Raw genomic sequence first — 22,081 nt, forward strand, 5'->3', positions numbered from 1 at the left:
ATGAAGCGAATCACAGCCACTGCTACCGCTCTGGGACTTCTAACCCTCTCGGCGTGCACATCGGCGACGGACGACTCACACACGGAGTCACAAGTCGCCGAGGCGAGTCCGCAGGCTCACGAGACTCAAGATTCCGACGGCGACTACGTGCAGACTGAGGCCGACCCGCCTGCTACCGCATCAGGTGCCACCTCCTATAAGGACGATGGCACCGGCTATTTCGACTTTGGCAAGACAGCAATTTTCCCGTCCGGCATGGAGCTGACCGTCGACTACCTCGGAGAGACGAAGTTCAGCGAGCACGGGACCGCGAGCAACTGCACCGCAGGCGATCCGGTCGCCGTGTTCAAACTGACTATTGCCAACAACTCCGGCTCGACTGTCAATCCAAGCGATAGTCTCGACATCTCAGGCGTCTACTACAAAGACGGGGTTCGTGGCTCCTACGATCCAGTGCTCGTCGATGCCCCGAACGTCTTTGACGACTGGCAGGGGAAGAAACTCGATAACGGTATGTCGATTACCGAGCTGCCCGACGATGAGTCGGTCACGGCATATGCCGGGATGTGCCGCCCGGACGCATCAAACGACGAAACCGCCGTTCACGGCACCTTCGCCGACGAAGAGGTCGCCACTCCACTATGGACCGTGCCAGGAGCCGACCCCTACGACCGCCGCCGCCCAGTTTCGTAGCCATACGGGCGAGCCTTTCCGGCCACCGCATAGACCCGTCTCGGTGCGCTTGTCAGCCTCTTGGCCTGTGGTGGTATCCCTCCGGTCGGAGTGACGGCTCGTCGAGCCTCTCCCGAGCGATGTGGGGTCGGGAGTCGGCGTTCGTCGGAGGGAGCGACGCTTCTGCCGGGGATGCTGATCCCGCCCATGAGCGCGGCGGGCCGCTGAGAGAGGTCAGCGACGATCATGCCGACAGCGACCACGAGGTCGTCGTGAGTTCCTGGAGGGTTCTGGAGCTTCACTGTCGAGGGGCCAGTTTCGACCATGCGAGCACTCATGAACTCCTCCCGAGTCTCGTCATCGTCAGGCAGGCTCAGCGAGCGGTCGCGGAGTGCGCCCCATAGCGACCGTGCGAGGCGATTCGCGCCGGCCGAGGAGAACACGAACTCCTCGGTGCGTACGCCTTGCCGTTGGAGGTTCGTCGTCAATTGCTCCGCCTGCATCCGGTCGAAGCGGAGCTTGGCTCCGTACTCACGACAGACGCGCAGCGAGGCAGCCTCGACCTCGGCGAGGTCGACTCTGCCCCCACTGTCCGATGGTCTCCAGCTCATCACCTTGTCGATGATGAACACGCGGCCCGCTGCACGCTCCTCGGCGTGACCGACCGCGAGCGCCGTGAGGTCTCGCCGGGTGCCCACGTCGAGCGCGGCGACATACTCACGGCGAGGATCAGGGGCGAGCACCGGGTCGCCTGGGCGGATGACTGCCTCGATGTCGGCAGGCGAGGTCAGAGCGTCGTCAGCCTCGGACCACTCGCAGAGGATAAGCCGCCGCCATTCCGAGGGGGTGAGATCGTCTTTCACCTCGGCGATGTCCTCCTCAGTCCACCAGGGCGAGGGGCCAGGATGGAGCGAGGTGTGCCAGGCGGGCGAGGTCAGGGCCTTCTGCCACCTCTTGGCACCGATGCCCGTCGGCGACCCCGCCGTCGTGATGATGATGAGCCGCGACCCTGGCACCTTCGGCACCGCCGAGGAGATGGCCGACCACAGTGTTCGGTGGTTCGGCGTGTTCGGCCAGACTGCCAGCTCGTCAACGATCTGGAGCCATGGCCGCTTGCCGAAGGCTGAGGCCCCGTCGGAAGTCTCGACGGTCAGCGTGGCACCCGTCGCCGTGTTCTCGACCGTCCTGCCCAGCACCTTCGCGCTCGACCGGAGACCGGAACGGTCGACGAAGCCACTCAGCGCCTCCATGGTCAGCTCGGCCTGATCCGCGTCTGACGCGTAGACCAGTGAGGTCGAGTTCGCTGGGGCCTCGGTGAGGAGTAGCGACAAAGTAATACCAGCGATGTCGGTCGTCTTGGACATGCCGCGTCCTCGGAGGAGGAAATGCCGTCGAGGTCCCTCGGGGTCGAATATTGCCCGAGCGTCGGCCAATTGAAACGGGTGGGCCATTTCGCCCCACCTCGCGCCGTTCTCCAGAGGCAAAGCGGCGAGGAGGTCGAGCGCGGCGAGCGTAGCGGTGGTCTTTGTCCTGTTCATCGGTCGTCCTCCTCAGGGGTGGTCTGTGCGCCTTCGGCCTTCACTCGGTCGAGTGCCGCGATCACGGGGTCGGGTCCAGCGTCGAGTACCTCTCGACCCTTCTCGACCAGCGCGTCGAGGTCGACAGCAGAGCTGGTGCCCTCGCGGACGGCCTTTGCCCTGAGTAGAGACAACTCCGCCTCAGATCGGGGGTCCAAGCCGAGGCGGTCACGGGCAGAGGTGGCACTGTTCTCGAACCAACGGAGCATGTTCACCAGCGAGGTGCGAGGCTGTCCGTCGTCGTCAATGATGCCGATCTCGTCCAGGTGACGACGCAGGAGCGCAGCTCGGGCCTCGGCATCCGCCCATGCTGCCAGGGCCTCGGGATACTTCCTCAAGTCCGGTCGGTCGTCGACGATGCCCGCCACGAGGGCGGCGCTCACGGCGCTGTAGACCCTCGGTGATCTGTAGCCGCTCTGAAGGTTCACGGTGTTGTTCTCGGAGAAGTCCGAGTGCTTCGGTGAGCCGCGTCCTGCGCCCTTCGCGGGGCGATACCATGACGGCCATTGGTCAGGTGGGAGCTTGGCGACCTCGGCAGCGGTCAGGCCCTTCTTCATCTTCCTGCTCATCGCCCGACCCTCCCGGTCTCGAACTTCTCTCGCAGGTCGGCGAGGTCGATATGTGCCCATGGGGTCGGGTTCGGTTCGATGTCCATCACGCCCCAGGCTGGAGGGTCGAGGCGCACGTTCTCGATGCCGAGCTTGCGCGAGATGCCTGCCGCCTCCAGCACGAGGCGTGCCATAGCCGACTGTCCGTAGGCCCCGAATGCCTCGGCGGCATCGGCGCACGTCCGGCACACCGACACGCGCCGGTGGGCGGTCGAGGTGCCGCCGAGCGAGGACGGTGAGACTCGCGCCTCGGTCCATGCCGACGATGCCCGTGAGGGGACGACCTCGACCGAGGCGACCCCGCAGAGGTAGCAACCGCCACCAGTGGGCGCTGGGGTTGGCTGGGGGCGCTCGGTCAGGGCGCGGAGGAACGCGGCCACCGCTTGCCGTGCGCGAGCACGTCCCTCCTCGGGCACGTGTGACCATGGCAGGGCCGCTCCGGTGCTCGGGTGGGCCTCGGCCTCGGCGACGGGAGCGAATCTGCTCTCCCACACCAGGCCCAGGGCCTCGGTCGTGAGATAGCGAATCGCCATGCGGACCCGTCGCGCCGAAGTCAGCTTGAGGTCGGTCTCCGCCACGGCGGCGACAGCGAGGGCACGCTCGACGGCGGTGTTCGCTATCACGTCAGCGACGTACTGCCCTCGCCCTGCCGGGTGCTCGATGTTGACCGCCACAGCACGCTCACGGCGCTCCTCGCAGGCCGAGCATCTTGTCATGGTGGTCTCGAACTCCTGTGCCGCTTTCCTTCGCAGTGACGGCGACCCGCCTCGATACTCCCGACCGAGCGAGGTGATGGTGTCCTGCCCGTGCTGGACGGTCGGCGCGGTCGCTACCCCGCAGACGCGGCAGGCGAGCCAGCCGTCCGCCAGCTCGACGGTTGGGGTGAATTCGGGAGCGTAGGGGTTGGTTTCGTAATACATATTCGGGCCTTTCGTTGTGATTCTTCGCCACCACTTGGTCAGGGGTGGCACGGTCGAGATGGTGTCGATGTGGGGGTGGAGCGCCGGGGGTGGCGACGAGGGCGATGACCGAGAGCGCGGGGTCACAGCGGATCACCGCCGTTGCGGCTCAGCGGTCGAGGCTCGCCACCGCGCCACTTGCCCGCCCAGAAGCCCGCCTCAGGTCTGGCCGTGGTGGCGAACTCCTGGCACAGCTCCAGCAGTGGGCAGGATCGGCAGGTCTGCCTCATGTCGATGCGGTCCCGGAGGCCGCCGCCCTGCCTGATGCGGTCGTCGATGAACCGCTCGTCACCCTCGCAGGCGGGCCGGTCGGTCTCCATCGCCACGAGGAGAGGCGCGAGGGCGGCATGGGCGCGTCTGCGGTTATCCATCGCGGTCGTCTCCGCTCTGCTCGTCGTCACGGTCGGTCGTGTGCTCCTGTGCTGTCGGTGGAGCGCCTGCCGAGGCCACTGCCGACACGACGGTCGACTGTCCCGACCTCCGGCTGTCATCGGCCAGGATCGCCGCCTCAAGCCTCATGACGTGGAGGTAGCAGTCGTCGAAGATGCGAGTGGGATAGCCGAGGTTGCCTCGGCACCAGCTACCTCGCTTCGACCGGCAGATCGGGCAGGGCGTGTTCTTCGCCGTGTCGACGAGATCGAACAGCTTCGAGCGCTTCGGGACGTGGATCGACGGGGCCGCTTCGGCCTCATTCCCGCGACCCTGTGAGTACTCCTGTGAGAAGCCCAAAGGTGATCCGAGCATCGCTCCAGTTGAGAGGGCAGGCGAGTCGTTAGACCCACTTCTCCACTCGGGAAGTGGGGCACTCTTGCGGTACTTGGTGCTCATGTCTCGCACCTCCTCGCGCCTGCCTCGGCAGGTCGAGCAGGTAGACTCACCAGCTCATGCCAGCCAGTCCCGTTGCAGGCATGCCCGCAGCGGGATGAGTCCAGCCACGCCCTCGCCTTTTCCGCTTCCGCCTCGGTGGCGTACAGAGCGACCGTGAGGCCGCGTCCGCAGTGGCTCAGGACGGCGTGCGGTCCGTCGCCCATCACCCACTCGGCGCGCGGCCACCGGCACCGTGCGAGCGCCCTGTGCAATCTGTGCACGCGACCGCAGGTGTGTGGAGCAGGCCGCGCCACTGTCGAGGCGAACTCGGTCGCCCTGCGGGCAAGGTTGGCAAGGACAGATGTCGACCTTTCGCTCACGCCGTGGTCTCGCGTCATTGGTGGGGGAGCGGTCGGTGCGATGCTCACAACTGATTCAGGTGTCTTGGCGCTCATTGTGATCTCCTCGAAATGATGGGCTCTCGCACGCGCGAGGACAGTAATGGTGGTGTGGCGCTCTGAGCAGGGGTGGAGTTCCCTGCCCCGGGCGGTGGGCTGAAGCTCTTCAGTTGGCTTCGCGTATCAGGCCAATGAGCGGGTGTTTTCATCTGTTCAATCACCCCGCTCGCGCTCAGGCTCCAGGGGGCCGCGCACCCGCGCACCCTAAAGGGTGCGCGCGGGTGCGCGGGCACCCCCGGGATGATGCCTCCGTGCCGAGGCCGCTCAGAACCCGCGCAGACCCTTGCGCGGCTGCGATCCGCTAGAAATAGCGGCAGAAGGTGCCTAATGCAGTGACCCGCGCAAACCCGCGCATATCGGCGCGCGGCAAAAATGCCCCGCGCATGCCTGGTCTGAATCGGGTCAATATTTGCACTCTCATGCGCGGGGAACACGTGTTCTATTCCTACTTGTGTTACCACCCTTCGACCTCCTCGGCTTCCCCCGCTTCGACTGTTTCGATGATGAGGCCGCGCTCGCGCTGTACCTTCTCGACGAGGCGACCTGTCACGCCCGAGGGGAATTCCTCGCCCATCTCCTCGGCACGTTTCTTCTCGCGCATGACGACATCGCGGGCATGGCGAGCACCTGCGTCGGTTGGTACGTCGAGTCGGTCGAGCAAGTCGCGGATGTCTTGGGTGACGACTCCGAATGTGGTGCGCTCGGGAACGAACGCCAGACGGCCCGTCTCGTCGAGCGACCGCCGAAAGGTGAGGGTGGACCCGTCGCCTTTGGAGCGCTGCTTGGTATTGACGAGAGAGAACATCTCGCGCTCACGCTCATCTCTCTTGAGGGTCCAGCTCCCACCCACGTCGTCACGCTTGCCGCTTGATCCGCGTGCACGGTCGCCAGCCCAGCCAGTATTGTCGGTGCGGATCACTGTCAGCCCGCGCCGCTTCAGCTCAGCACTGGTGAGGTTGTACAGCCGCCTCATCGTGTCAGAACTGTTTTCCTCGCCCTCGGTCACACGCTGAGTCGAGTCCAGGATGAGAAGGTCGCCGCGTCCGATGCCGTATGCGTCGAGGATCGCTCGCAGTTGCTCAGCTCCCTTGTCGGTGTCCAAACCGCGCAGACGAGGCATTGAGAGCAATAGCAGGCGTTCAGAGACTCTCTCGACATTCTCTGGTGTCACGCCAAGGTCGGTAAGCCTCTCGGCGTGGTCGTCATCGCTGTTCTCCATGTCGACGATGAGCACGCGAGCAGACCGAGCGAACGTGAGCTGCCGACCGATGAAATCGGGCCGCTCCATGGCCAGCGCCACTGCGAGCGCTTGCACCAGCAAGCTCTTTCCTTCGCCCGCAGGGGCGATGATCGAGACCTGCTCGCCTTCGGGGACCACTCCATGCCACGCCCATGCACGCTCGGGGCGGTCAGGGTCAACAAGCGCAGCCAAGTTCGCCAGAGGATAAGCCTTTCGCACTTCCTCGGCTGGAGTGCTCGCGCGTCCAGCTTCCGCAGAGCAATTGACAGGCTCGCGCGCCGTCGCCTCGGCGACCTCGGGAACGATCTCCGCCTCAGCCGTGGTCGTCACGCTCTCGATCTCCTCAGTGCCTGTTCCTGTGATCTCGGCGGGGCGCTCGCCGACCCTCTCGATGGCGCTCGCCCACTTGTGCTCGACTTGCCTAGAACCGAACCGTCGATCCCGAGGGCATGTCGCGAGATACTGCTCGCGCATGTCGTCGAGCGGGTGCCCTTCAGGGTCGGCATTGCTCAGCTCGACCAGGCGCACTGCCGCCGCGAATGCGCCGGTGTCCCAGCCGTGCCCGCGATCATTGCGTTGATCTTTGCCGAGCTTGCCAAGCTCGTGCAGCTCGGCGAGCACGCCCTCGACGGCCCTCCCGACGTAGGCGCTCGGAACAGTCGTTCCGGGCCTGAAGTCGGCTGTTGTCGCACTCAAGGTATGCCGCCCATCTCTCGGTCCCTGAGAAGTGTCCTCGGGGCGGCGCATGAGGTCGAGAAGCACCTCCGGCACTGTGAGCGCACTGAGCATCGTCACACCCTCGTCCTCCACTACAGGGAAAAGGTCACGCACAGCGCCCGCGTCCTTCTCTGCGGCGGCGCGGTGATAGCCAAGGTCGGTAGTAATGCGGTAGAAGGCTCCCGAGGCATGACGACACCCTGGGCCAACGACGTAGAAGCCAGCGCCTCGGACATCGACATGCGGGGCGACCGCACCAGAAGCCGTGAGCAGGTCCACGCCCTCGGGCACGGATCCGTATAGGTGCACGCCTCCGTCGGGGCGTCCGGTCGTTACCTTGAGGGTCGAGCGTGCCCAGACAGAGACCTCGGCATGCCTTGCGGCCAACTCGTCGAGCCACGCTCGACCCTCGGGGCCGTCGAAATCGAGCACTGCCAGGCCACGACCACAGAGGAGGCCCCAGTTCGGTCGTTGCCCCATCGTCCGCAGGACCTCTACCTCATGGTCGAGCACCTGCTCGGCGCGGCTGAACGGTTGGGACCTTGATCCCAACCCGAGAGCGTGGGTGGGTTGCTTGCCACTAGGCACCAGGGCCACTACTGGCACGCCTGCCTCTACCGCCGTCGCCGCGTTGAGTGCCGCCGATGAGGTCAGGCTTTCATCAAGCTCGCCGACCAGGTCGTCGAGCGTTATGAAACTTGCGGAGTTTTCAGCGCGAGGTAGCGTTGGCATCGCCCCTCCGATCAGCGGTGGGGAGAAAAATTGAGCCAAGATCAGGCTTCACTCTCGGTACAGCAGTTACCGGCAGTTTCGCCCTTGGTTCCGTCGAGTGCGATCTCGATGCCCATGTGAGAAGTGCCCTCGGTGTAGTCGGGGGCACTTCGCTTTTTCGAATCATCATGTGAGTCCTTTCTGAAATGCGGAGGGCCGAGCGGCCCTCGTAGGACTGCCCGGCCCTCGCGCCAGCGGCATGTGCGATCTGGATCTTGATCGCTCAGAAGTGTTGAGAGGCAAGCGACCCGCCTCTCGACACGCGTCGCTCCCAGTCGGCGAATGCCGCCGCGATCTCGTCGGTCGAGTGTGTCGGGGTGGCCGGTCGACGCTCTTTCTCGTCCCGTCGAGCTTTCTCGACATGCCGGGCTTGCTCCTCAGCTTGTCGTCGTTGGGCTTCGACCTGTTGCCGCTCCCGCTGTCGAGCTTCGGCGGCGGCGATCATGTCCGCACGACGAAGTCTGCGACGGTGCTCATCCTGACTCATCATCGTGCGGCCCCGGCGATGAACTCTGCGAGGGCGGACTCGGGCACGCGTAGGAGTCGCCCCACTCGGATGGCCCGGAGCGCACCCTCGGCTATGACGCGATACACGGTGTCATTGGTGCACTCAAGATGAGCGGCTACCTCGGACACTTTCATTACTCTCTCCAATGTTGGGGACTCGACAACTGCGGTCATGTCTTCCTCCAATTTCCAGTTTTTGCTTGTTTCATCTGATGTCTGCCGACGACTTTCACTCTAGAAGGTTGTAATTGCAGACACCAACCTATAATCTTGTAGACATGACGAAACGCAATCCAACTTGGAGAGCGAGAAGCGGTCCAGACCGCCCCGCCAACGAAAGGCAAGATAATCACTCACACCGAGAAACTTGGGTTGAAGTCGAGGACGGCAGAGGAGGCCGATGGACGGTCACGCTCGGAGACGGCGAGAGGATCACCTCACTCACGGTGCATGCCGATAACGTAAAGCAGTCTCATCTTCGAGGAGTGCCCCTTACCGAAATCCGAGCAGTGGCCTATTCCTACATGAGGCAGGTCGAACAACATTTAGATGAGGGTTTCCGGCTCGATGATGCTCTCGACGAGGCGGAGCAGCCCGACCTCATGCCCGACGGCAGGACGCCTGTCGTCGAGTTCTTGCAGGCCTATCGTGACGCCGGTCCGAGACGGCGACCAGACGGCACGATCGCCCGCACGCCTCGCCGCCAAGCCCTTTCAGAGCATTACGGCGTGACTGAGTACACCGTCGACAAATGGGTGCGCTTCCTTCGGGACGAGGGGCACCTTGAAGAAAGCGCCATCCAGCGCAATAAACGAGCTTCCGGCCTTGACAGGTCGGAGAAATAGAAAGCGGCCCCGGACTTCCGCCAAGAACCCCCGGGACCGCCTGACTGAAACTCATATTTGAGAACGGAGAAACAGCCATGCACCAGACTACCCATCTCACTCTCGCCGAGGCCATAGAGCCACACCTGAGCGTGATCTACAGCGAGGAGGCTCCTGTCGACCGCCTCGGTGGGGTCGATACCACCACGGGCCTCATGCTGACCAGGATCGCCGACAGTGCCGTCGTCTACCGTCTCGGCTGCGGTCAGCATAGCGACGATGACGAGATTCGGCGTATAACAGCCAAGTTCATCGCTGAGGGCGTTCTACCCATACGGGGTGGAGTAGTTCGTCTGACCTCCGAGGAGGTGGCGGCATGAGCACGGGAAACCGTCGAGCTGTCCCAGCCGATGCTCTCAAGACGTGCCCCTCGTGTGGAGAGTCCCGAGGCAATCGCCGACAAGGCTGGGGGCCGATCCACAAGGGCGACGAGGTGATCGGCTACACGTGCCCCAACTGTCCGATGTGGGATGAGCCGATCCGCCGTATCGAGACGGCGCGCGGCGTTCGCTTCCGCGTCGTCGTCGATGCCACGCCCAGAGGTGCGGCTAAGCGCAAGCAAGCGACGAAGACGCTCGACACTCTCGATGAGGCGCGGCAGTTCGTCGCCGAGGTGCGCGCCGAGGTTTCCGAGCGTGGGGGACTGTCTGCGCGGACGCTCACGGTTGCTCAGCTCGTTGACCGCTATGTCGCGTCTCGCGTCGACATCCGTAAGACCACAGCCGACAACTACGCCTACCGGGCGAAACCTGTCGTCGACGCGCTCGGGGATAGACCCGTGCGGGAGTTGACAGCGGGCGAGATAGAGAAGTTCATCGCCGAGACGGTGGCGGGGGAGCGGACGCGCCGAGATGGTCGGCCGTTCGCTCCTGGCACTGTGCGTTCGGCAGTGAACCGCCTCAGCCAGGCGCTCGACTTCGCGGTCCGCGACGGTCTGGTCGAGAAGAATGTCGCCGATTTGGTGAGGATGCCACGCGCTCGCAAGACCAGGGGCACTGAGCTGGAACACTGGCCCACTGAAGGCCATGGGGCCGAGGCCGTATGCACTGACCTCGACAAGTTCCGTGCCAAGTCAGACTTGGATCGCCTCGCTGGGGCATGGCGGCTCACCTTGTGCGGACTCACCAGGGCGGATGTAATGGGCCTGCGATGGTCGGACATCGACTTCGGCGCGGGCACCGTCACAGTCCGGCAAGGTCGAGTCATTGCCGACAAGGGTGGGGGCGATGTTGTCGACGATACGAAGTCAGAACAGCGTCGCCGCTCGGTGCCGGTCGATGTCATCGAGGCGGGTACTCTCGACCTCCTGCGACAGCTCAAGATAAGGCAGGTAAGTGAGAAGTTGGAGGCGGGAGCGGCCTACCACGACAGCGGCTATGTCGTCGTCGACGAGGTGGGGTGTCCTCTCCGTCCTGAGCTGTACTCAGATTGGTTCAGGGCGCTATGCCGACGCTCGGGTGTCCCTGTGATCCGCCTGCATTCAGTGAGGCACACTCTCGCGTTCTTGCTCCATCGACTCGGAGTAGTGCCCGGCGATGCCGCCGCCCTCCTCGGGCACACTGTCGAGGTCCACCTCAGCACGTACCTTCCGGACGCTGGAGACTCAGGCATCACAGCGGCGGCGCAGGCCCTCGGGTCACGTACTCATGCCGCTTGAGGACTCTCGCGCTTTGTGAGAGGCCTTGTGAGAGGTAAACGAAATGCCCCGTCACACTGTACGTGTGGCGGGGCATTCTTCCGCTTAAATTCAAGGATGATGAGCGGCGGATTTGGTCGGGCTAGCGGGATTTGAACCCACGACCTCTTCACCCCCAGTGAAGCGCGCTACCAAGCTGCGCCATAGCCCGTTGTCCAGCACCTGGGCCGAAGCAACGAGAACTAGCCTATAACGATCGTCGTCCAACTGCCAAAATTGCCGATCGTGACCTTCGACAAACTAGTATCATCCCAGGTAATCACCGGAGAAACAGGTGTCTGCGGACTCCCTTTCAGGGGGTCAGTAACATTTCTGTTTCGCGATTGTTATGCAAGCACCCCAGGCGGCTATGCTTGGAACACCGACAAGCTAAGAGGAGTCGACATGGCGGAACTGGATTTTCCAGTGTCTTACCTGTACTCGAAGGACCACGAGTGGGTCCACACCACGGAGGACAACGCCGTCTACCGCGTGGGCATCACGGACTTCGCCCAGTCTCAGCTGGGCGACGTCGTCTATGTCGACCTGCCTGCCGTCGGAGATGCGATCACCATGGGGGAGTCCTGTGGCGAGGTGGAGAGCACGAAGAGCGTGTCCGACCTCATCGCACCGCTGTCGGGAACGATCACCCACGTCAACGATGCCCTCGAAGGCAGACCGGAGACCGTGAATTCCTCGCCCTACGAGGACGGATGGATGTACCTCGTCGAGGCGAGCGATCCTGAGCAGGTCACCGGTCTGATGGATGAGGAGCAGTACCACAAGCTCGTGCAGAGCGAGGAGGCATGATGTCGCAGAACAATGACCAAGGTCGCCGGAATCCCTCGCAGCCGTGGTACGACAACGGCGAAGTCCCGCAGTCGAAGAAGTTCCCCTTCGGCCCCGGTGACGGCGCCCCGCAGGACCAGGGCGGAGACGCCCGGCCGAACACGCCGGCCTACGGCCAGCCCTCCGTCGACGATGCACCCCAGGCGCCGAACTACGGCGGCGATCAGGGGCAGTACCGCCAGGAGCAGCCTCGGCGGGACGAGCAGCAGTACCAGCCGCCCCAGCACCAGCAGGACGGCGGGCAGGGCCACGGCCGGCACGCCGATCACCCGACCGGTGAACAGGCGCCCGGAGGCCGGTACGACGAGGGCCGATACCAGGGACAGGACGACCAGCAGGGCCGTCATGCCCAGTACCAGCAGGACGGATACCAGCAGCAGGGCGGGTACCAGCAGAGCGGGTACCAGCAGGACGGCGGCTATCCGCAGCAGGCGGGCCAGCAGGGTCACGATCCCCGCGAGCAGCAGTACGCCCAGCAGCCGAGCTCGGGCGGCGAGACCAACCAGCAGCAGTACCCGGTTCCCGGTGGACAGAGCATGACCGACTCCGGTCGGCAGCCGTTCCAGGGCATCCTCGATCCGCACACCGGTGAGATCCACCCGGTGCCCGACCTCGACGGTCTCCAGGACACCGATGCGCTCCTCGTCGTCGTCTCCGGACCGGACTCCGGTTCGCAGATCCTGCTCGACACCGACGTCGTCACCGTCGGCCGCAGCCCCAACGCCGACATCTTCCTCGACGATGTCACCGTCTCGCGGAAGCACGCGGAGTTCATCCGCACGCCGAGCGGGTTCACGCTGCGCGACACCGGATCGCTCAACGGCACCTATGTCGGCCGTCAGCTCATCGACTCCATCGAACTGCAGAACGGCGCGGACGTGCAGATCGGGAAGTTCCGGATGATCTTCCAGCAGCGTCCGCGCTCCTGAGAAGGGGATAATGCCAAACGTCGAAGTCGAGGTCGTCGGGGTGCGCATCGAGATGCCCGCCAATCAGCCGATCCTCCTGCTCAAGGCCAGCGAGCCCGCCTACTACCTGCCGATCTGGGTGGGGGCGATCGAAGCGAACGCGCTCTCGATCGCGCAGCGCGGTCTCACCCCGCCGCGGCCGATGACACATGCCCTCCTGCTCGACGTCCTCGCCGCCCATGACGACGAGCTCGCCGACGTCACGATCACCGGCCGCGACGGTCAGATCTTCCTCGCCGAACTCCACACCGAGGACGGCAGGACGATCTCCGCCCGGCCCTCGGACGCCGTGACCCTGGCGCTGACAGCCGAGTGCCCGGTCTACGTCGATTCCGACCTCCTCAAAGACGCCGGCATCGAAGCTCCCGAAGCAGACGAGGAGGAGGTCGCCCAGTTCCGCGACTTCCTCGACAACGTCTCCGCCGAGGACTTCGAGACCGGCGACGAGCAATGAAGAAAGAACAAGCGTGAGCCTCCACATCGATCCGGTCTTCGCTCAGACCGACATCACCGCAGCCGGCACCGACGACCTCTCCGGTCTCGACGACTGGAGGTCGATGGACGCCAAACAGCAGCCGACGTATCTCGACGCCGAGGCGCTCGAGGACTCCCTGACGAAGCTGCGCAGCCTCCCGCCGCTCATCTTCGCCGGGGAAGCCGACGTGCTCAAGCAGCGGATCGCGGCGGCCTCCCGCGGTGAGGCGTTCGTCCTCGCCGGCGGCGACTGCGCCGAGTCCTTCGCCGGTGCCCAGGCGGACAAGATCCGCGCCCGGGTCCAGACGGTCCTCCAGATGGCAGCGGTCCTCACCTACGGCGGTTCGATGCCGGTGGTGAAGATCGGGCGCATGGCAGGGCAGTTCGCCAAGCCCCGCTCGGCGGACATGGAGACCCGCGACGGAGTGACCCTGCCCTCGTTCCGCGGGGACATCGTCAACGGCTACGAATTCACCGAGGAGTCCCGCCGCCACGACCCCGCGCGGCTGCTCCAGGGCTACCACGTGTCGTCGTCGACGCTCAACCTCATCCGCGCCTTCACCCAGGGCGGCTTCGCGGACCTGCGCCTCGTCCACGAATGGAACCGCGGCTTCCTCGCCTCGAACCCCGGATACCAGCGCTACGAGCAGACCGCCCGGGAGATCGACCGCGCGATCCGCTTCATGGACGCCTGCGGCGCCGACTTCGACGCCCTGCGGACGACGGAGTTCTACTCCGCCCACGAGGCGCTGCTGCTCGAGTACGAGCGGGCGCTCACCCGCATCGACTCCCGCACCGGCCTGCCCTACGACGTCTCCGGCCACTTCCTGTGGATCGGGGAGCGCACCCGCGAGATCGACGGCGCCCACGTCGACTTCCTCTCGAAGGTCCAGAACCCCATCGGCGTCAAGCTCGGTCCCACCGCGACCGCCGAGGACGCCCTGGCGCTGGCCGAGAAGCTCGACCCGAACGCCGAACCCGGGCGCCTGACCTTCGTCACCCGGATGGGTGCGGGGAAGATCAACGACGTCCTGCCGAAGCTGCTCGCCGGCATCGGAGACCGACTCCCGCAGGTGACGTGGATGAGCGACCCCATGCACGGCAACACGATCACCTCGAGCACGGGCTACAAGACCCGCCGCTTCGAAGACGTCATGGCCGAGGTCGAGGGCTTCTTCGCAGCCCACCAGGAGGCCGGAACGATCCCCGGCGGCCTCCACATCGAACTCACCGGCGACGACGTCACCGAGATCATGGGAGGCGCCACCGAGATCGACGACGAGGGGCTGCGCCGTCGCTACGAGACCCTCGTCGACCCCCGCCTCAACCACGACCAGTCGCTCGAGATGGCCTTCCAGGTCGCCGAGTACCTCACCCGGAGGGGCTGAGAACAGACCTGAGACGATCGAAGCGCCGGCGGTGATCCGCCGGCGCTTCGATCGTCTCAGGATCCAGGGGCGTCCTACTTGCCCTCGTCCTTCTTCTCATCCTTCGGCTTCTCGTCCTTGGGCTTGTCGTCCTTCTTCTCCTCTTTGCCCTTGGAGACCCGGACGATGACGAGGGAGTTGTACGGCTTCGCCTCGGTGCTCTTGGGCCACTGGAAGACGACCTTGCCCTTGGGCACCGTGTCGGAGAAGACCTCCTCCTTGCCGACGCGGAAGCCGCGCTTCGTCAGGGTGGCGAACGCCGCGTCGTAGGTGAGGCCCTCGACGTCCGGGACCTCGACCGGGGCGTCGCCCTTGGAGACGACGAGGTCGACCTTCGCATCGTGGACGAGTTCCTCGCCTTCCTTCTCCGAGGCGCTGATGACGATGCCCTTGGCGACGTTCTCGTCGTACTTCTCGTCGACCTTGCCCACCCCGAGGCCCGCGTCGTCGAGCGCGGCCTTCGCCTTCTCGGCGCTCAGTCCTTCGAGTTCGGGCACGGCGAACGTCTCGACCCCCTTCGAGACGACGAGCGTCACCGTCGAATCGGGGGAGAGCTCCGTGCCGCCGACCGGTTCCGAGCCGATGACGGTGCCTGCGGGGATCGAATCGTCGAAGACCTCCTGCTTCTCCGGGTTGAGACCGCTGCTCTCGACGACCTCGGTCGCCTCGGAGAACTCCTTCCCGGCCAGCTGACCGGGGACGATGGAGGTGGGGGCAGGCAGGTTGGCGATGATCAGCCACGCGAGGAGCGCGAGGACGACGAGTCCTGCGCCGACCGTCGTCGCCAGGCGCCGACGCCTGCGCCGTCGGGTGTGCGCGGAACCGGCCGCCACCGGGGCTGGGTCGTCTGCGCCCGACCCGCGGCTCCCGCCGCCGGTGCCTGAGCCCCCGGTGCCTGAGCCAGCGGAGCCGGAGCCTCCGCTGCCGGAGCCGGCGGCGGTCGCTGCGGACATCGCCGTCTTCGTGCGGGTGCGCTTGCCCGCCGCCGGGGATTCGCTGTCCTTCCCTGTGTCGGCGGCATCCGCCGAGGCGGTGGCATCGTCGGCCGTGTCAACGTCGCCCGCCGAGGCGGTCGCGCCGTCGGCTGCGGCATCGTCGTCGCTCGCGTCCTGAGGATCGTCCGTGTCCTCGGCGGGTTCCGCTCGGGGAGCCGTGGCGATCGCCGCGGCCGTGCCACCGGCGGCCACCGCGGCAGCGGTGCCGGCGAGAGGGACGGACGCCGAGTCCTCATCCCCGTCGGCCGCATCATCGGCGGCAGCGGCGCCGTCGCCGTCGGCATCCTCCTCGGCGAGGTAGGGGATCTCGTCGGTGCGGGACTTCCGCTCCTTCGGGACCTCCTCGCCGAGGTCGATGCTCGCGGTGAGTGCGGGAGAGTGCTCACCGGCCACGGCGTCGGGATCGCCGTAGTCGAGTTCGGCATCGGACATCTGCGCCCGCGCCTCGGCGAGGGCCCGGCGGAACTCCCCGGCATCCTCAGGCCGGTCCTCGGGATCCTTCGATGTCGCCCAGAGGACGAGCGCGTCGAGGAGCGGGCTGATGCCGTCGGTGCGCTCGGAGGGCGGGGGGACCGTGTCGTGGACGTGCCGGTAGGCGACCTGGATGGGGACGTCGTCGGTGTAGGGCTGCGAGCCGGTGAGCATCTCGTAGAACATGATGCCGACCGTGTAGAGGTCCGTGCGGGCATCCGCGCCGGCCCGGGTGACGAGCTCGGGGGCGACGTAGCCGACGGTGCCGATGAGCGTCTTCGTCGTCGTCGCCGAGGTGACGGCGCGGGCGAGCCCGAAGTCGGCGAGCTTGACCTGACCGTCGGTGCCGAGCAGGACGTTGTCGGGCTTGAGGTCGCGGTGGATGATGCCCGTCGAGTGGACGGCCTCGAGCGCGGCGAGGATCGCGTCGAGGACGACGATCGCCTGCCGGGGGGTGAAGGTGCCGCGGTGCTTGAGTTCGCGGCGCAGGGTCACCGACGGCAGGTGCTCCATGACGAGGTAGACGACGTCTCCGTCACGCGCCTGGTCATGGATGGCGACGAGGTTGGGGTGGGTGAGGCGACCGGCGTTGATGGCCTCACGGCGGAAGCGCTCGACGAAGGTGTCATCGGAGATGAGGTGCTCGTGCATGACCTTGATCGCGATCTCGCGGTCGAGACGCAGGTCGGTGCCCCGGTAGACCATCGCCATGCCGCCGCGGGCGATCTTCGCGTCGATCCGATACCGGTCGTTGAGGACGACCCCGATGAGCGGGTCGGGCAGCGAGTTCATCGGGCCTCCTCCAGCCGCTTCCGCTGGAGCTGCACGCCGCGGACGAAGGCCTTCGTCTCCGGGAGCGGTCCGTCGGCGCGGACCGAGCGCAGATCCTGGTAGTAGCCGGCCAGCGCCTCGTCCTCGGAGTCGGTGGACTCGATGAGCCACCCGAGGATGACGGTGCCGGCGACGATGTTGTCGGCGATGTCGAGGACGTCGAGTCCGCGTCCGACGATGTCGCTGGCCCATCTGGCCGAGCGGGGGGTGACCTGCATGATGCCGATCGCGTTGCCCGCCGAGACGGTCGCGTGCTGGAAGCCGGACTCCTGGGCGGCGACAGCCTGCATGAGCGCGGGCTCGGCGCCGAGCTCCTCGGCGATCGAGGCGACGAGGAGCCGCGCCTGCTCCGGGTTCGGGTGCGAGCGGCCGAGCAGCGTGGCCTTGTTCAGGCGGGCCGCCTGGACGACGCTCTCCCGCAGCTCCTCACCCCAGCCGCCGGCGGCGACCTGGGGCAGCGGGGCCGGAGGTTCGGGGGCCTGCCGGCGGGGGCGGGTGCCGGTGTCGCGGAGCATGAGCAGTTCTCCGACGCGGATGTGGGAGTCCTCGCCCATCCCGTTCGCCCGCCGCAGCGTGCCGGGGGAGACCCCGTGGGAGGCGGCGATGCCGAAGAGCGTCTCTCCGGGGGCGACGATGTGCGAGGGATCGGTCTCGGGCAGGTCGTTCTTCTCCGGCAGGGAGAGCACCTGGCCCTGGACGAGGTTCTGGCGCGGCGAGATCCGGTTGAGCTCGGCGAGCGCGGGCACGGAGACGCCGTGGCGGCTGGCGACGGCGTAGAGGGTGTCGCCCTGCTTGACCTTGTACGTCCGGCCACCGTGCGTGACGGGGACGGTCTCGCTCTTCGTGCCCGTCAGCCACTGCGGGGTCGCGGCACGGTCAGGGGCCGCAGACGACGGCGCGGTGTCGGCGGCAGGGGTCGACTCGGGAGCCGCCTCGGCGGGGGCATCGCCGGACCCCTCGGGACGGGGGACGGGACCGGTCGAGTTCACCCGGGAGGCCGCACGGATGTCAGGGGCGGCGGTGATCGGCATCGGAGAAGTCCGTCGCGAGCGTGTCATCTGTCACCTGTTCGGCTGCATATCGTGTGGGGAAGTTCCACCCACCAGCGTATCGACTGGGCCGCTCCGAGCCCGGGATTGCGGCGGGCATGGCGGCGTGTTTCTTCCGAGGAATTGCTACGCTGGGGGCGTGAACACCGAAGAACTCGTCGAGGACTGGGCCACCCTTCCCGACATCGCGGAGACCACCGGACTGGGCATCACACAGGTGCGCCGACTCCTCGAGGACGGCGCCATCTGCGGATACAAGCACGGAGACCCCAAGGTGCTGCGCGTGCCGACGGCCTTCTTCGTCGACGGCGAGGTCCTCACCCCGCTCAAGGGGACGCTGAGCACGCTCAAGGACGCCGGATTCGACGACGAGGAGTCGATCAGGTGGCTCTTCACCCCCGACGACTCCCTGCCGGGTCGTCCCATCGACCTGCTGCGCGCCGGCAACCGCAAGGAGGTCCGCCGGCGGGCCCAGGCCTTGGCCTTCTGAGCCCCCGCCTGCGCCTCGGCGCAGAGCTCTCAGCGGCTCAGCGCTGCCGGTAGCTCAGCGTCTCCGCGAAGGACGTCAGCCGCGTCCGTGCCCCCTCGCCGAGGTCGAACGCCGCCCCGTTGCCGCCTGACCAGGCGCTGAGCTCGCTCAGCGCCGCAGCGTGCCGGTCGGCGATGATCTCCTCGAGGGCGTCGAGTCCGCCGACCTCCCGGAGCATCGCGACTGTCTCCGCCACCGTCTCCGCGCTCAGCGTCGGATCGCCGAGGCGGGAGGCGAGCAGGTCCGCCTGCTCCCTGTCCATCCGGCGCAGGCTCTCTGCGATGAGGACCGTCCGCTTGCCCTCGCGGATGTCGTCGCCTGCGGGTTTGCCTGTCGCGCTCGGGTCGCCGACGACGCCGAGGACGTCGTCGCGCAGCTGGAACGCCTGCCCGAGCGGCAGGCCGAAGCGGGAGAGCGCGGCGAGCTGCGCGTCGTCGGCCCCGCCGAGCGCGGCCCCGAGGAGCAGCGGCTGCTCGACGGAGTACTTCGCCGATTTGAAGCTGAGCACCTCCCACGCCCGCTCGCCGATGCGGGCGTCGTCGAGGGGGATAACCTCGGCGCGGACGTCGAGGAACTGCCCGACCATGACGTCCCGGCGCATCTGCGCGCGCAGACGCTGCGCGGGGACGGAGGCGCCGAGGCGGTCCTGCGCGGACTCGAAGAGCTCCTCGCTCAGGGCCAGGCAGATGTCGCCGATGACGATCGCGGCCGAGACCCCGAAGGCCTCGCCGTCGCCCTCGTAGCCGAGCGAGGCATGGAGGGACTCGAACTGCCGGTGCAGGGCCGGAGCCCCGCGGCGGGTGTCCGAATGATCGATGACGTCGTCGTGGATGAGGGCCGCGGCGTGGAGAAGCTCGAGGGAAGCGGCTGCCTCGGCGAGCCCGGTGCGCGCCTGGGACCCCGGGGTCAGCTCGCTGCCGGCGGCCAGCTGGAAGCCCCACCACAGGAGGACGGGTCGGATCCGCTTGCCGCCGCGGGTGTAGGCGATGAGCGAGTCGCCGATCTCGGCGGTGTCCGGGGAGATGGCCGCGAACTCGGCGGCCTTCGCTCGGAGGAAGCCTTCGATTCCGGCGGCCGCCTCGGCGGCGATGTCAGCGGGAGCGTCGAGGGACTCGACGCGGTCGGCTGAGATCACGGAGCGATGTTCCCGCCGAGGGAGACGATCGAGGCCTTGGGATCGTCCGGGTCGTCGCTGACGGTGATGACGAGGACGCCGTCGTTGTCCTTGTGCCGGAAGTTGACGACCTGCGCGGACTTCGTCATCGACTCCTTGCCGAAGGTCTCGAAGCCGGCCTTCTCGAGCCGGTCGGTGTAGAAGGAGATGATGTCCTTCGGTTCGGCCTGCGCGCGCATGACGAGGCTCACGGCGTCGAGTTCGCCCGATTCGGCGGCCGCGCGCGAGCTCGAGATCACCTCGGCGTCGGGGTAGGGCTCCATGAAGTCGGGGAGCTCGACCTCCTCCTCCGCAGCCGTCTCCGTCGGGGCCGGAGACCCGGTGGGGTCGGCGGACTGCGTGCCCGCCGGGGTGGTCGATGCCTCGCTCGGCGAGGCGTCCGGCGTCGACCCGGACTGGCCGGTGCAGCCGGTGAGAGCGAGGCCCAAGGCGAGAGTCAGCGTCGTGACAGTCCTGCGCGATACCATGTCTGACAGATTACCCGCAGACCCCGCAGGAGCCGAACCCGCCGGTTCGGACCGCGATCGAGCCATGGGTGGGACATGAGCCGCAAACAGCTGGCCCGCTCCGGCGGTGACCTCGAGCATCTCGGCACGGACGACACCGGTGCGACGATGCTCCACCTCGACATGGACTCGTTCTTCGTCTCCGTCGAACTCCTCACCCGTCCCGAACTCGTCGGCCGTCCCGTCATCGTCGGCGGGCGGGCCGGCCGCGGCGTCGTCGTCTCCGCGAGCTACGAGGCCAGGGAGTTCGGCGTCCACGCCGCAATGCCGATGTCCCGGGCGATGGGCCTGTGCCCCGTCGCCGAGGTGATCCCGCCCTCCCACGGCCTCTACTCCGCGTACTCGAAGCAGGTCTTCGAGCTCGTCGCCCAGGTCACCCCCGACTGCCACCAGGTCAGCGTCGACGAGGCCTACATCGACGTCTCCGGGGCGGTGCGGCGCCTCGGCTCCCCGGTGGCGATCACCTCGGCGCTGCGCGCGGAGATCGAAGCGCGCACGGGCCTGAGCGCCTCCGTCGGCATCGCCGGCTCCCGGGTGGTCGCGAAGCTCGCCTCGGCGCGGGCGAAGCCGCACGGCCAGCTCCTCGTCCCGCTCGCCGCGACGCAGACGTTCCTCGACCCGATGCCGATCGAAGCGCTGCCGGGGGTGGGGGAGAAGACCCGCATCGGGTTCGCAAAATACGGGATCCGGCTCATCGGCGACCTCGCGGCCATGGACGAGGCCTGGGTCGGGCGGGTGTTCGGGGCGCACGGACACCACCTGTGGCGCAGCGCCCACGGACTCGACTCGCACGGCATGGACCGGCAGGTCAAGGACCGCTCGATCAGCGCCGAGCACACCTTCGGCGCCGACATCTGGGACGTCTCCGAACTCGAGCACGAGCTCCTGCGCCTCTGCGACAAGGTCGCCCACCGGGTGCGGGCCGAGGAGAAGGTCGCGACGACCCTCGGGCTCAAATACCGTCTCGACGACTTCACGACCCTGTCGCGGTCGATCACGCTCGAGGCGCCCACGGACCTCGCCCGGGAGATGTACGAGGCGCTGCGGCCGGCGCTCACCGGGCTGCGCGAGCAGCGTCAGCGGGGGGTTAGGCTGCTCGGGGTCAGGGCCGCCGGGCTCATGGACTTCGCGGTCAGCGGACGACAAGCCCGCTTGGACGAACCCGAGCATGCGGGGAGGGAGGCGGAGATGGCGCTCGACGACGTGCGCCGGCGCTTCGGGACCGATGCGATCTCCCAGGCCTCACTGCTGCGTAGGCACCCCAGGCCGCGCTGAGGACGGGGCGGGAACCGAGTACGGCGGCTGGCCTGGGAGAACGTCGAGGCCCCTCGACCCGGCCGCGGCACCGGGGCCGCAGCGCCGGTCTGCAGCCCTGCGGAGACGGGCGTGCGGACGAGTCTGTGGACGGGATGGGAATACCGCCGTCGCCCCCGTTCCCGAGATGTTTTTTCAGTGTTCAGAGACTATGATTGAGGCACAGGCCAGAGTAAGGAAACGGGGGTTCGACATGCCACTCTCCGATCACGAACAGCAGCTTCTCGATCAGTTGGAGAAGCAGCTGCGCAGCGAAGACCCCCGGTTCGCACGCAACATCTCGGAGACCCAGGCCGCTGTCAGCGGTCCCGGGTTCTCGGCGAAGCGCTTCGTCGTGGGCATCCTCGTCGCGCTCCTCGGTCTCGCCGCAACGATCTTCGCGATCTCGATGGTCAACCAGGCCGTCGCCTGGATCGCCCTCGGCGTGGTCGGCTTCGGCCTCATGGTCGCCGGCATGTACTGGGCGTTCAGCCGTCCCGGTCGCATCGGAGGCGGGGCGAAGGGCTCCACGGGTGCGGCGGCGCCGAAGTCGAACGCGAAGGGCTCCTCCGGCGGCTTCATGAGCCGGATCGAGGACCGGTGGGAGAAGCGCCAGCGCGGCGAATGACCGACCGCTGAG

General features: G+C 66.8%; 22 protein-coding genes and 1 tRNA gene. 11 read left to right on the forward strand and 12 right to left on the reverse strand.

The genetic code is table 11. From position 1 onward, the window contains the following. Positions 1–693, forward strand: coding sequence for a hypothetical protein (locus BC102111_RS03925; protein ID WP_101623665.1), 693 nt, complete (start codon positions 1–3; stop codon positions 691–693). Here the strand turns inward: BC102111_RS03925 and BC102111_RS03930 are convergent. The 7 genes from BC102111_RS03930 to BC102111_RS03960 form a co-directional block, all read right to left on the reverse strand. Next, a complete protein-coding gene (locus BC102111_RS03930; RefSeq protein WP_180960571.1) occupies positions 666–2,036 on the reverse strand; it encodes a terminase large subunit domain-containing protein in 1,371 nt (456 codons plus the stop codon). The genes BC102111_RS03925 and BC102111_RS03930 overlap by 28 nt on opposite strands. A gap of 170 nt (positions 2,037–2,206) precedes the next feature. Beyond that, a complete protein-coding gene (locus BC102111_RS03935) occupies positions 2,207–2,677 on the reverse strand; it encodes a hypothetical protein (RefSeq protein WP_146001392.1) in 471 nt (156 codons plus the stop codon). Between the two features lie 137 nt (positions 2,678–2,814). Then, positions 2,815–3,777 (reverse strand): hypothetical protein, encoded by a 963-nt coding sequence (locus BC102111_RS03940; RefSeq protein WP_140954936.1) that lies wholly within the window; start codon positions 3,775–3,777, stop codon positions 2,815–2,817. Positions 3,778–3,899: 122 nt separating this feature from the next. After that, positions 3,900–4,136 (reverse strand): WhiB family transcriptional regulator, encoded by a 237-nt coding sequence (locus BC102111_RS03945; RefSeq protein ID WP_146001393.1) that lies wholly within the window; start codon positions 4,134–4,136, stop codon positions 3,900–3,902. Positions 4,137–4,179: 43 nt separating this feature from the next. Continuing rightward, positions 4,180–4,560, reverse strand: coding sequence for a hypothetical protein (locus BC102111_RS03950; RefSeq protein WP_140954938.1), 381 nt, complete (start codon positions 4,558–4,560; stop codon positions 4,180–4,182). Between the two features lie 975 nt (positions 4,561–5,535). Further along, positions 5,536–7,770, reverse strand: coding sequence for a bifunctional DNA primase/polymerase (locus tag BC102111_RS03955; protein WP_101623671.1), 2,235 nt, complete (start codon positions 7,768–7,770; stop codon positions 5,536–5,538). A gap of 525 nt (positions 7,771–8,295) precedes the next feature. Continuing rightward, a complete protein-coding gene (locus BC102111_RS03960; RefSeq protein ID WP_101623672.1) occupies positions 8,296–8,490 on the reverse strand; it encodes an excisionase family DNA-binding protein in 195 nt (64 codons plus the stop codon). Between the two features lie 335 nt (positions 8,491–8,825). On the opposite strand from BC102111_RS03960, the gene BC102111_RS03965 reads away from it, so the two are divergent. The 3 genes from BC102111_RS03965 (at position 8,826) to BC102111_RS03975 (ending at position 10,857) form a co-directional block, all read left to right on the forward strand. Further along, on the forward strand, positions 8,826–9,161 hold the full coding sequence (locus tag BC102111_RS03965; RefSeq protein WP_101623673.1) for a hypothetical protein: 336 nt from the start codon (positions 8,826–8,828) through the stop codon (positions 9,159–9,161). A 77-nt stretch (positions 9,162–9,238) separates the two neighbouring features. Next, positions 9,239–9,520, forward strand: coding sequence for a hypothetical protein (locus BC102111_RS03970; protein WP_101623674.1), 282 nt, complete (start codon positions 9,239–9,241; stop codon positions 9,518–9,520). Positions 9,521–9,633: 113 nt separating this feature from the next. Further along, the gene (locus BC102111_RS03975) at positions 9,634–10,857 is read left to right on the forward strand and encodes a tyrosine-type recombinase/integrase (RefSeq protein ID WP_180960572.1); all 1,224 of its coding nucleotides are present in this window, start codon (positions 9,634–9,636) and stop codon (positions 10,855–10,857) included. A 113-nt stretch (positions 10,858–10,970) separates the two neighbouring features. Here the strand turns inward: BC102111_RS03975 and BC102111_RS03980 are convergent. After that, a tRNA-Pro gene (locus BC102111_RS03980) sits at positions 10,971–11,047 on the reverse strand. Positions 11,048–11,280: 233 nt separating this feature from the next. Here BC102111_RS03980 and gcvH point away from each other — a divergent pair. Genes gcvH through BC102111_RS04000 form a run of 4 tightly spaced genes read left to right on the forward strand, consistent with a single transcriptional unit; the run spans position 11,281 to position 14,554 of the window. Further along, positions 11,281–11,685, forward strand: coding sequence for a glycine cleavage system protein GcvH (gene gcvH, locus BC102111_RS03985; protein WP_009379975.1), 405 nt, complete (start codon positions 11,281–11,283; stop codon positions 11,683–11,685). Continuing rightward, positions 11,685–12,653 (forward strand): FHA domain-containing protein, encoded by a 969-nt coding sequence (locus tag BC102111_RS03990; RefSeq protein ID WP_095376581.1) that lies wholly within the window; start codon positions 11,685–11,687, stop codon positions 12,651–12,653. The genes gcvH and BC102111_RS03990 overlap by 1 nt, the downstream gene beginning before the upstream one ends. A 10-nt stretch (positions 12,654–12,663) precedes the next feature. Further along, on the forward strand, positions 12,664–13,146 hold the full coding sequence (locus tag BC102111_RS03995; protein ID WP_095376580.1) for a bifunctional nuclease family protein: 483 nt from the start codon (positions 12,664–12,666) through the stop codon (positions 13,144–13,146). Between the two features lie 13 nt (positions 13,147–13,159). Continuing rightward, entirely contained in the window at positions 13,160–14,554 is a 1,395-nt protein-coding gene (locus BC102111_RS04000) for a class II 3-deoxy-7-phosphoheptulonate synthase (protein ID WP_101623676.1), read from the forward strand. A gap of 74 nt (positions 14,555–14,628) precedes the next feature. Here the strand turns inward: BC102111_RS04000 and BC102111_RS04005 are convergent, their stop codons facing one another. Both BC102111_RS04005 and BC102111_RS04010 read right to left on the reverse strand, forming a co-directional pair. Continuing rightward, positions 14,629–16,851 carry a protein kinase domain-containing protein gene (locus BC102111_RS04005; RefSeq protein ID WP_095376578.1) on the reverse strand — a complete coding sequence of 741 codons (2,223 nt, stop codon included), beginning with the start codon at positions 16,849–16,851 and terminating at the stop codon, positions 14,629–14,631. Next, on the reverse strand, positions 16,848–17,921 hold the full coding sequence (locus BC102111_RS04010) for a LysM peptidoglycan-binding domain-containing protein (protein ID WP_009379970.1): 1,074 nt from the start codon (positions 17,919–17,921) through the stop codon (positions 16,848–16,850). Before BC102111_RS04010 ends, BC102111_RS04005 begins: the two co-directional genes overlap by 4 nt. 157 nt (positions 17,922–18,078) lie before the next feature. On the opposite strand from BC102111_RS04010, the gene BC102111_RS04015 reads away from it, so the two are divergent. Then, positions 18,079–18,429, forward strand: a complete 351-nt coding sequence (locus BC102111_RS04015) for an Rv2175c family DNA-binding protein (protein WP_009379969.1) — start codon at positions 18,079–18,081, stop codon at positions 18,427–18,429. A 37-nt stretch (positions 18,430–18,466) separates the two neighbouring features. Here BC102111_RS04015 and BC102111_RS04020 read toward each other — a convergent pair whose 3' ends face one another. After that, a complete protein-coding gene (locus tag BC102111_RS04020) occupies positions 18,467–19,603 on the reverse strand; it encodes a polyprenyl synthetase family protein (RefSeq protein WP_009379968.1) in 1,137 nt (378 codons plus the stop codon). Further along, the gene (locus tag BC102111_RS04025) at positions 19,600–20,109 is read right to left on the reverse strand and encodes a hypothetical protein (RefSeq protein WP_081591034.1); all 510 of its coding nucleotides are present in this window, start codon (positions 20,107–20,109) and stop codon (positions 19,600–19,602) included. The genes BC102111_RS04020 and BC102111_RS04025 overlap by 4 nt, the downstream gene beginning before the upstream one ends. Positions 20,110–20,184: 75 nt before the next feature. Here BC102111_RS04025 and dinB point away from each other — a divergent pair, with 75 nt between their 5' ends. Further along, positions 20,185–21,423: a DNA polymerase IV gene (dinB, locus tag BC102111_RS04030; protein ID WP_009379966.1), complete on the forward strand. Its 1,239-nt coding sequence runs from the start codon at positions 20,185–20,187 to the stop codon at positions 21,421–21,423. A gap of 232 nt (positions 21,424–21,655) precedes the next feature. After that, positions 21,656–22,069 carry a DUF3040 domain-containing protein gene (locus tag BC102111_RS04035; RefSeq protein ID WP_009379965.1) on the forward strand — a complete coding sequence of 138 codons (414 nt, stop codon included), beginning with the start codon at positions 21,656–21,658 and terminating at the stop codon, positions 22,067–22,069. Positions 22,070–22,081: the final 12 nt, after the last annotated feature.

The organism is Brevibacterium casei CIP 102111, from assembly GCF_900169275.1.
Lineage (GTDB): Bacteria > Actinomycetota > Actinomycetes > Actinomycetales > Brevibacteriaceae > Brevibacterium > Brevibacterium casei.

What these genes read in the sequence shown, in the direction of transcription:
- BC102111_RS03950 (WP_140954938.1), bottom strand. Translation starts at nt 4,560, where the DNA reads ATGCTCGGATCACCTTTGGGCTTCTCACAGGAGTACTCACAGGGTCGC.
- BC102111_RS03940 (WP_140954936.1), bottom strand. Translation starts at nt 3,777, where the DNA reads ATGTATTACGAAACCAACCCCTACGCTCCCGAATTCACCCCAACCGTC.
- BC102111_RS04010 (WP_009379970.1), bottom strand. Translation starts at nt 17,921, where the DNA reads ATGCCGATCACCGCCGCCCCTGACATCCGTGCGGCCTCCCGGGTGAAC.
- BC102111_RS03970 (WP_101623674.1), top strand. Translation starts at nt 9,239, where the DNA reads ATGCACCAGACTACCCATCTCACTCTCGCCGAGGCCATAGAGCCACAC.
- gcvH (WP_009379975.1), top strand. Translation starts at nt 11,281, where the DNA reads ATGGCGGAACTGGATTTTCCAGTGTCTTACCTGTACTCGAAGGACCAC.
- BC102111_RS03960 (WP_101623672.1), bottom strand. Translation starts at nt 8,490, where the DNA reads ATGACCGCAGTTGTCGAGTCCCCAACATTGGAGAGAGTAATGAAAGTG.
- BC102111_RS03955 (WP_101623671.1), bottom strand. Translation starts at nt 7,770, where the DNA reads ATGCCAACGCTACCTCGCGCTGAAAACTCCGCAAGTTTCATAACGCTC.
- dinB (WP_009379966.1), top strand. Translation starts at nt 20,185, where the DNA reads ATGAGCCGCAAACAGCTGGCCCGCTCCGGCGGTGACCTCGAGCATCTC.
- BC102111_RS03925 (WP_101623665.1), top strand. Translation starts at nt 1, where the DNA reads ATGAAGCGAATCACAGCCACTGCTACCGCTCTGGGACTTCTAACCCTC.
- BC102111_RS04025 (WP_081591034.1), bottom strand. Translation starts at nt 20,109, where the DNA reads ATGGTATCGCGCAGGACTGTCACGACGCTGACTCTCGCCTTGGGCCTC.
- BC102111_RS03990 (WP_095376581.1), top strand. Translation starts at nt 11,685, where the DNA reads ATGTCGCAGAACAATGACCAAGGTCGCCGGAATCCCTCGCAGCCGTGG.
- BC102111_RS03930 (WP_180960571.1), bottom strand. Translation starts at nt 2,036, where the DNA reads ATGTCCAAGACGACCGACATCGCTGGTATTACTTTGTCGCTACTCCTC.
- BC102111_RS04035 (WP_009379965.1), top strand. Translation starts at nt 21,656, where the DNA reads ATGCCACTCTCCGATCACGAACAGCAGCTTCTCGATCAGTTGGAGAAG.
- BC102111_RS03945 (WP_146001393.1), bottom strand. Translation starts at nt 4,136, where the DNA reads ATGGAGACCGACCGGCCCGCCTGCGAGGGTGACGAGCGGTTCATCGAC.
- BC102111_RS04005 (WP_095376578.1), bottom strand. Translation starts at nt 16,851, where the DNA reads ATGAACTCGCTGCCCGACCCGCTCATCGGGGTCGTCCTCAACGACCGG.
- BC102111_RS03995 (WP_095376580.1), top strand. Translation starts at nt 12,664, where the DNA reads ATGCCAAACGTCGAAGTCGAGGTCGTCGGGGTGCGCATCGAGATGCCC.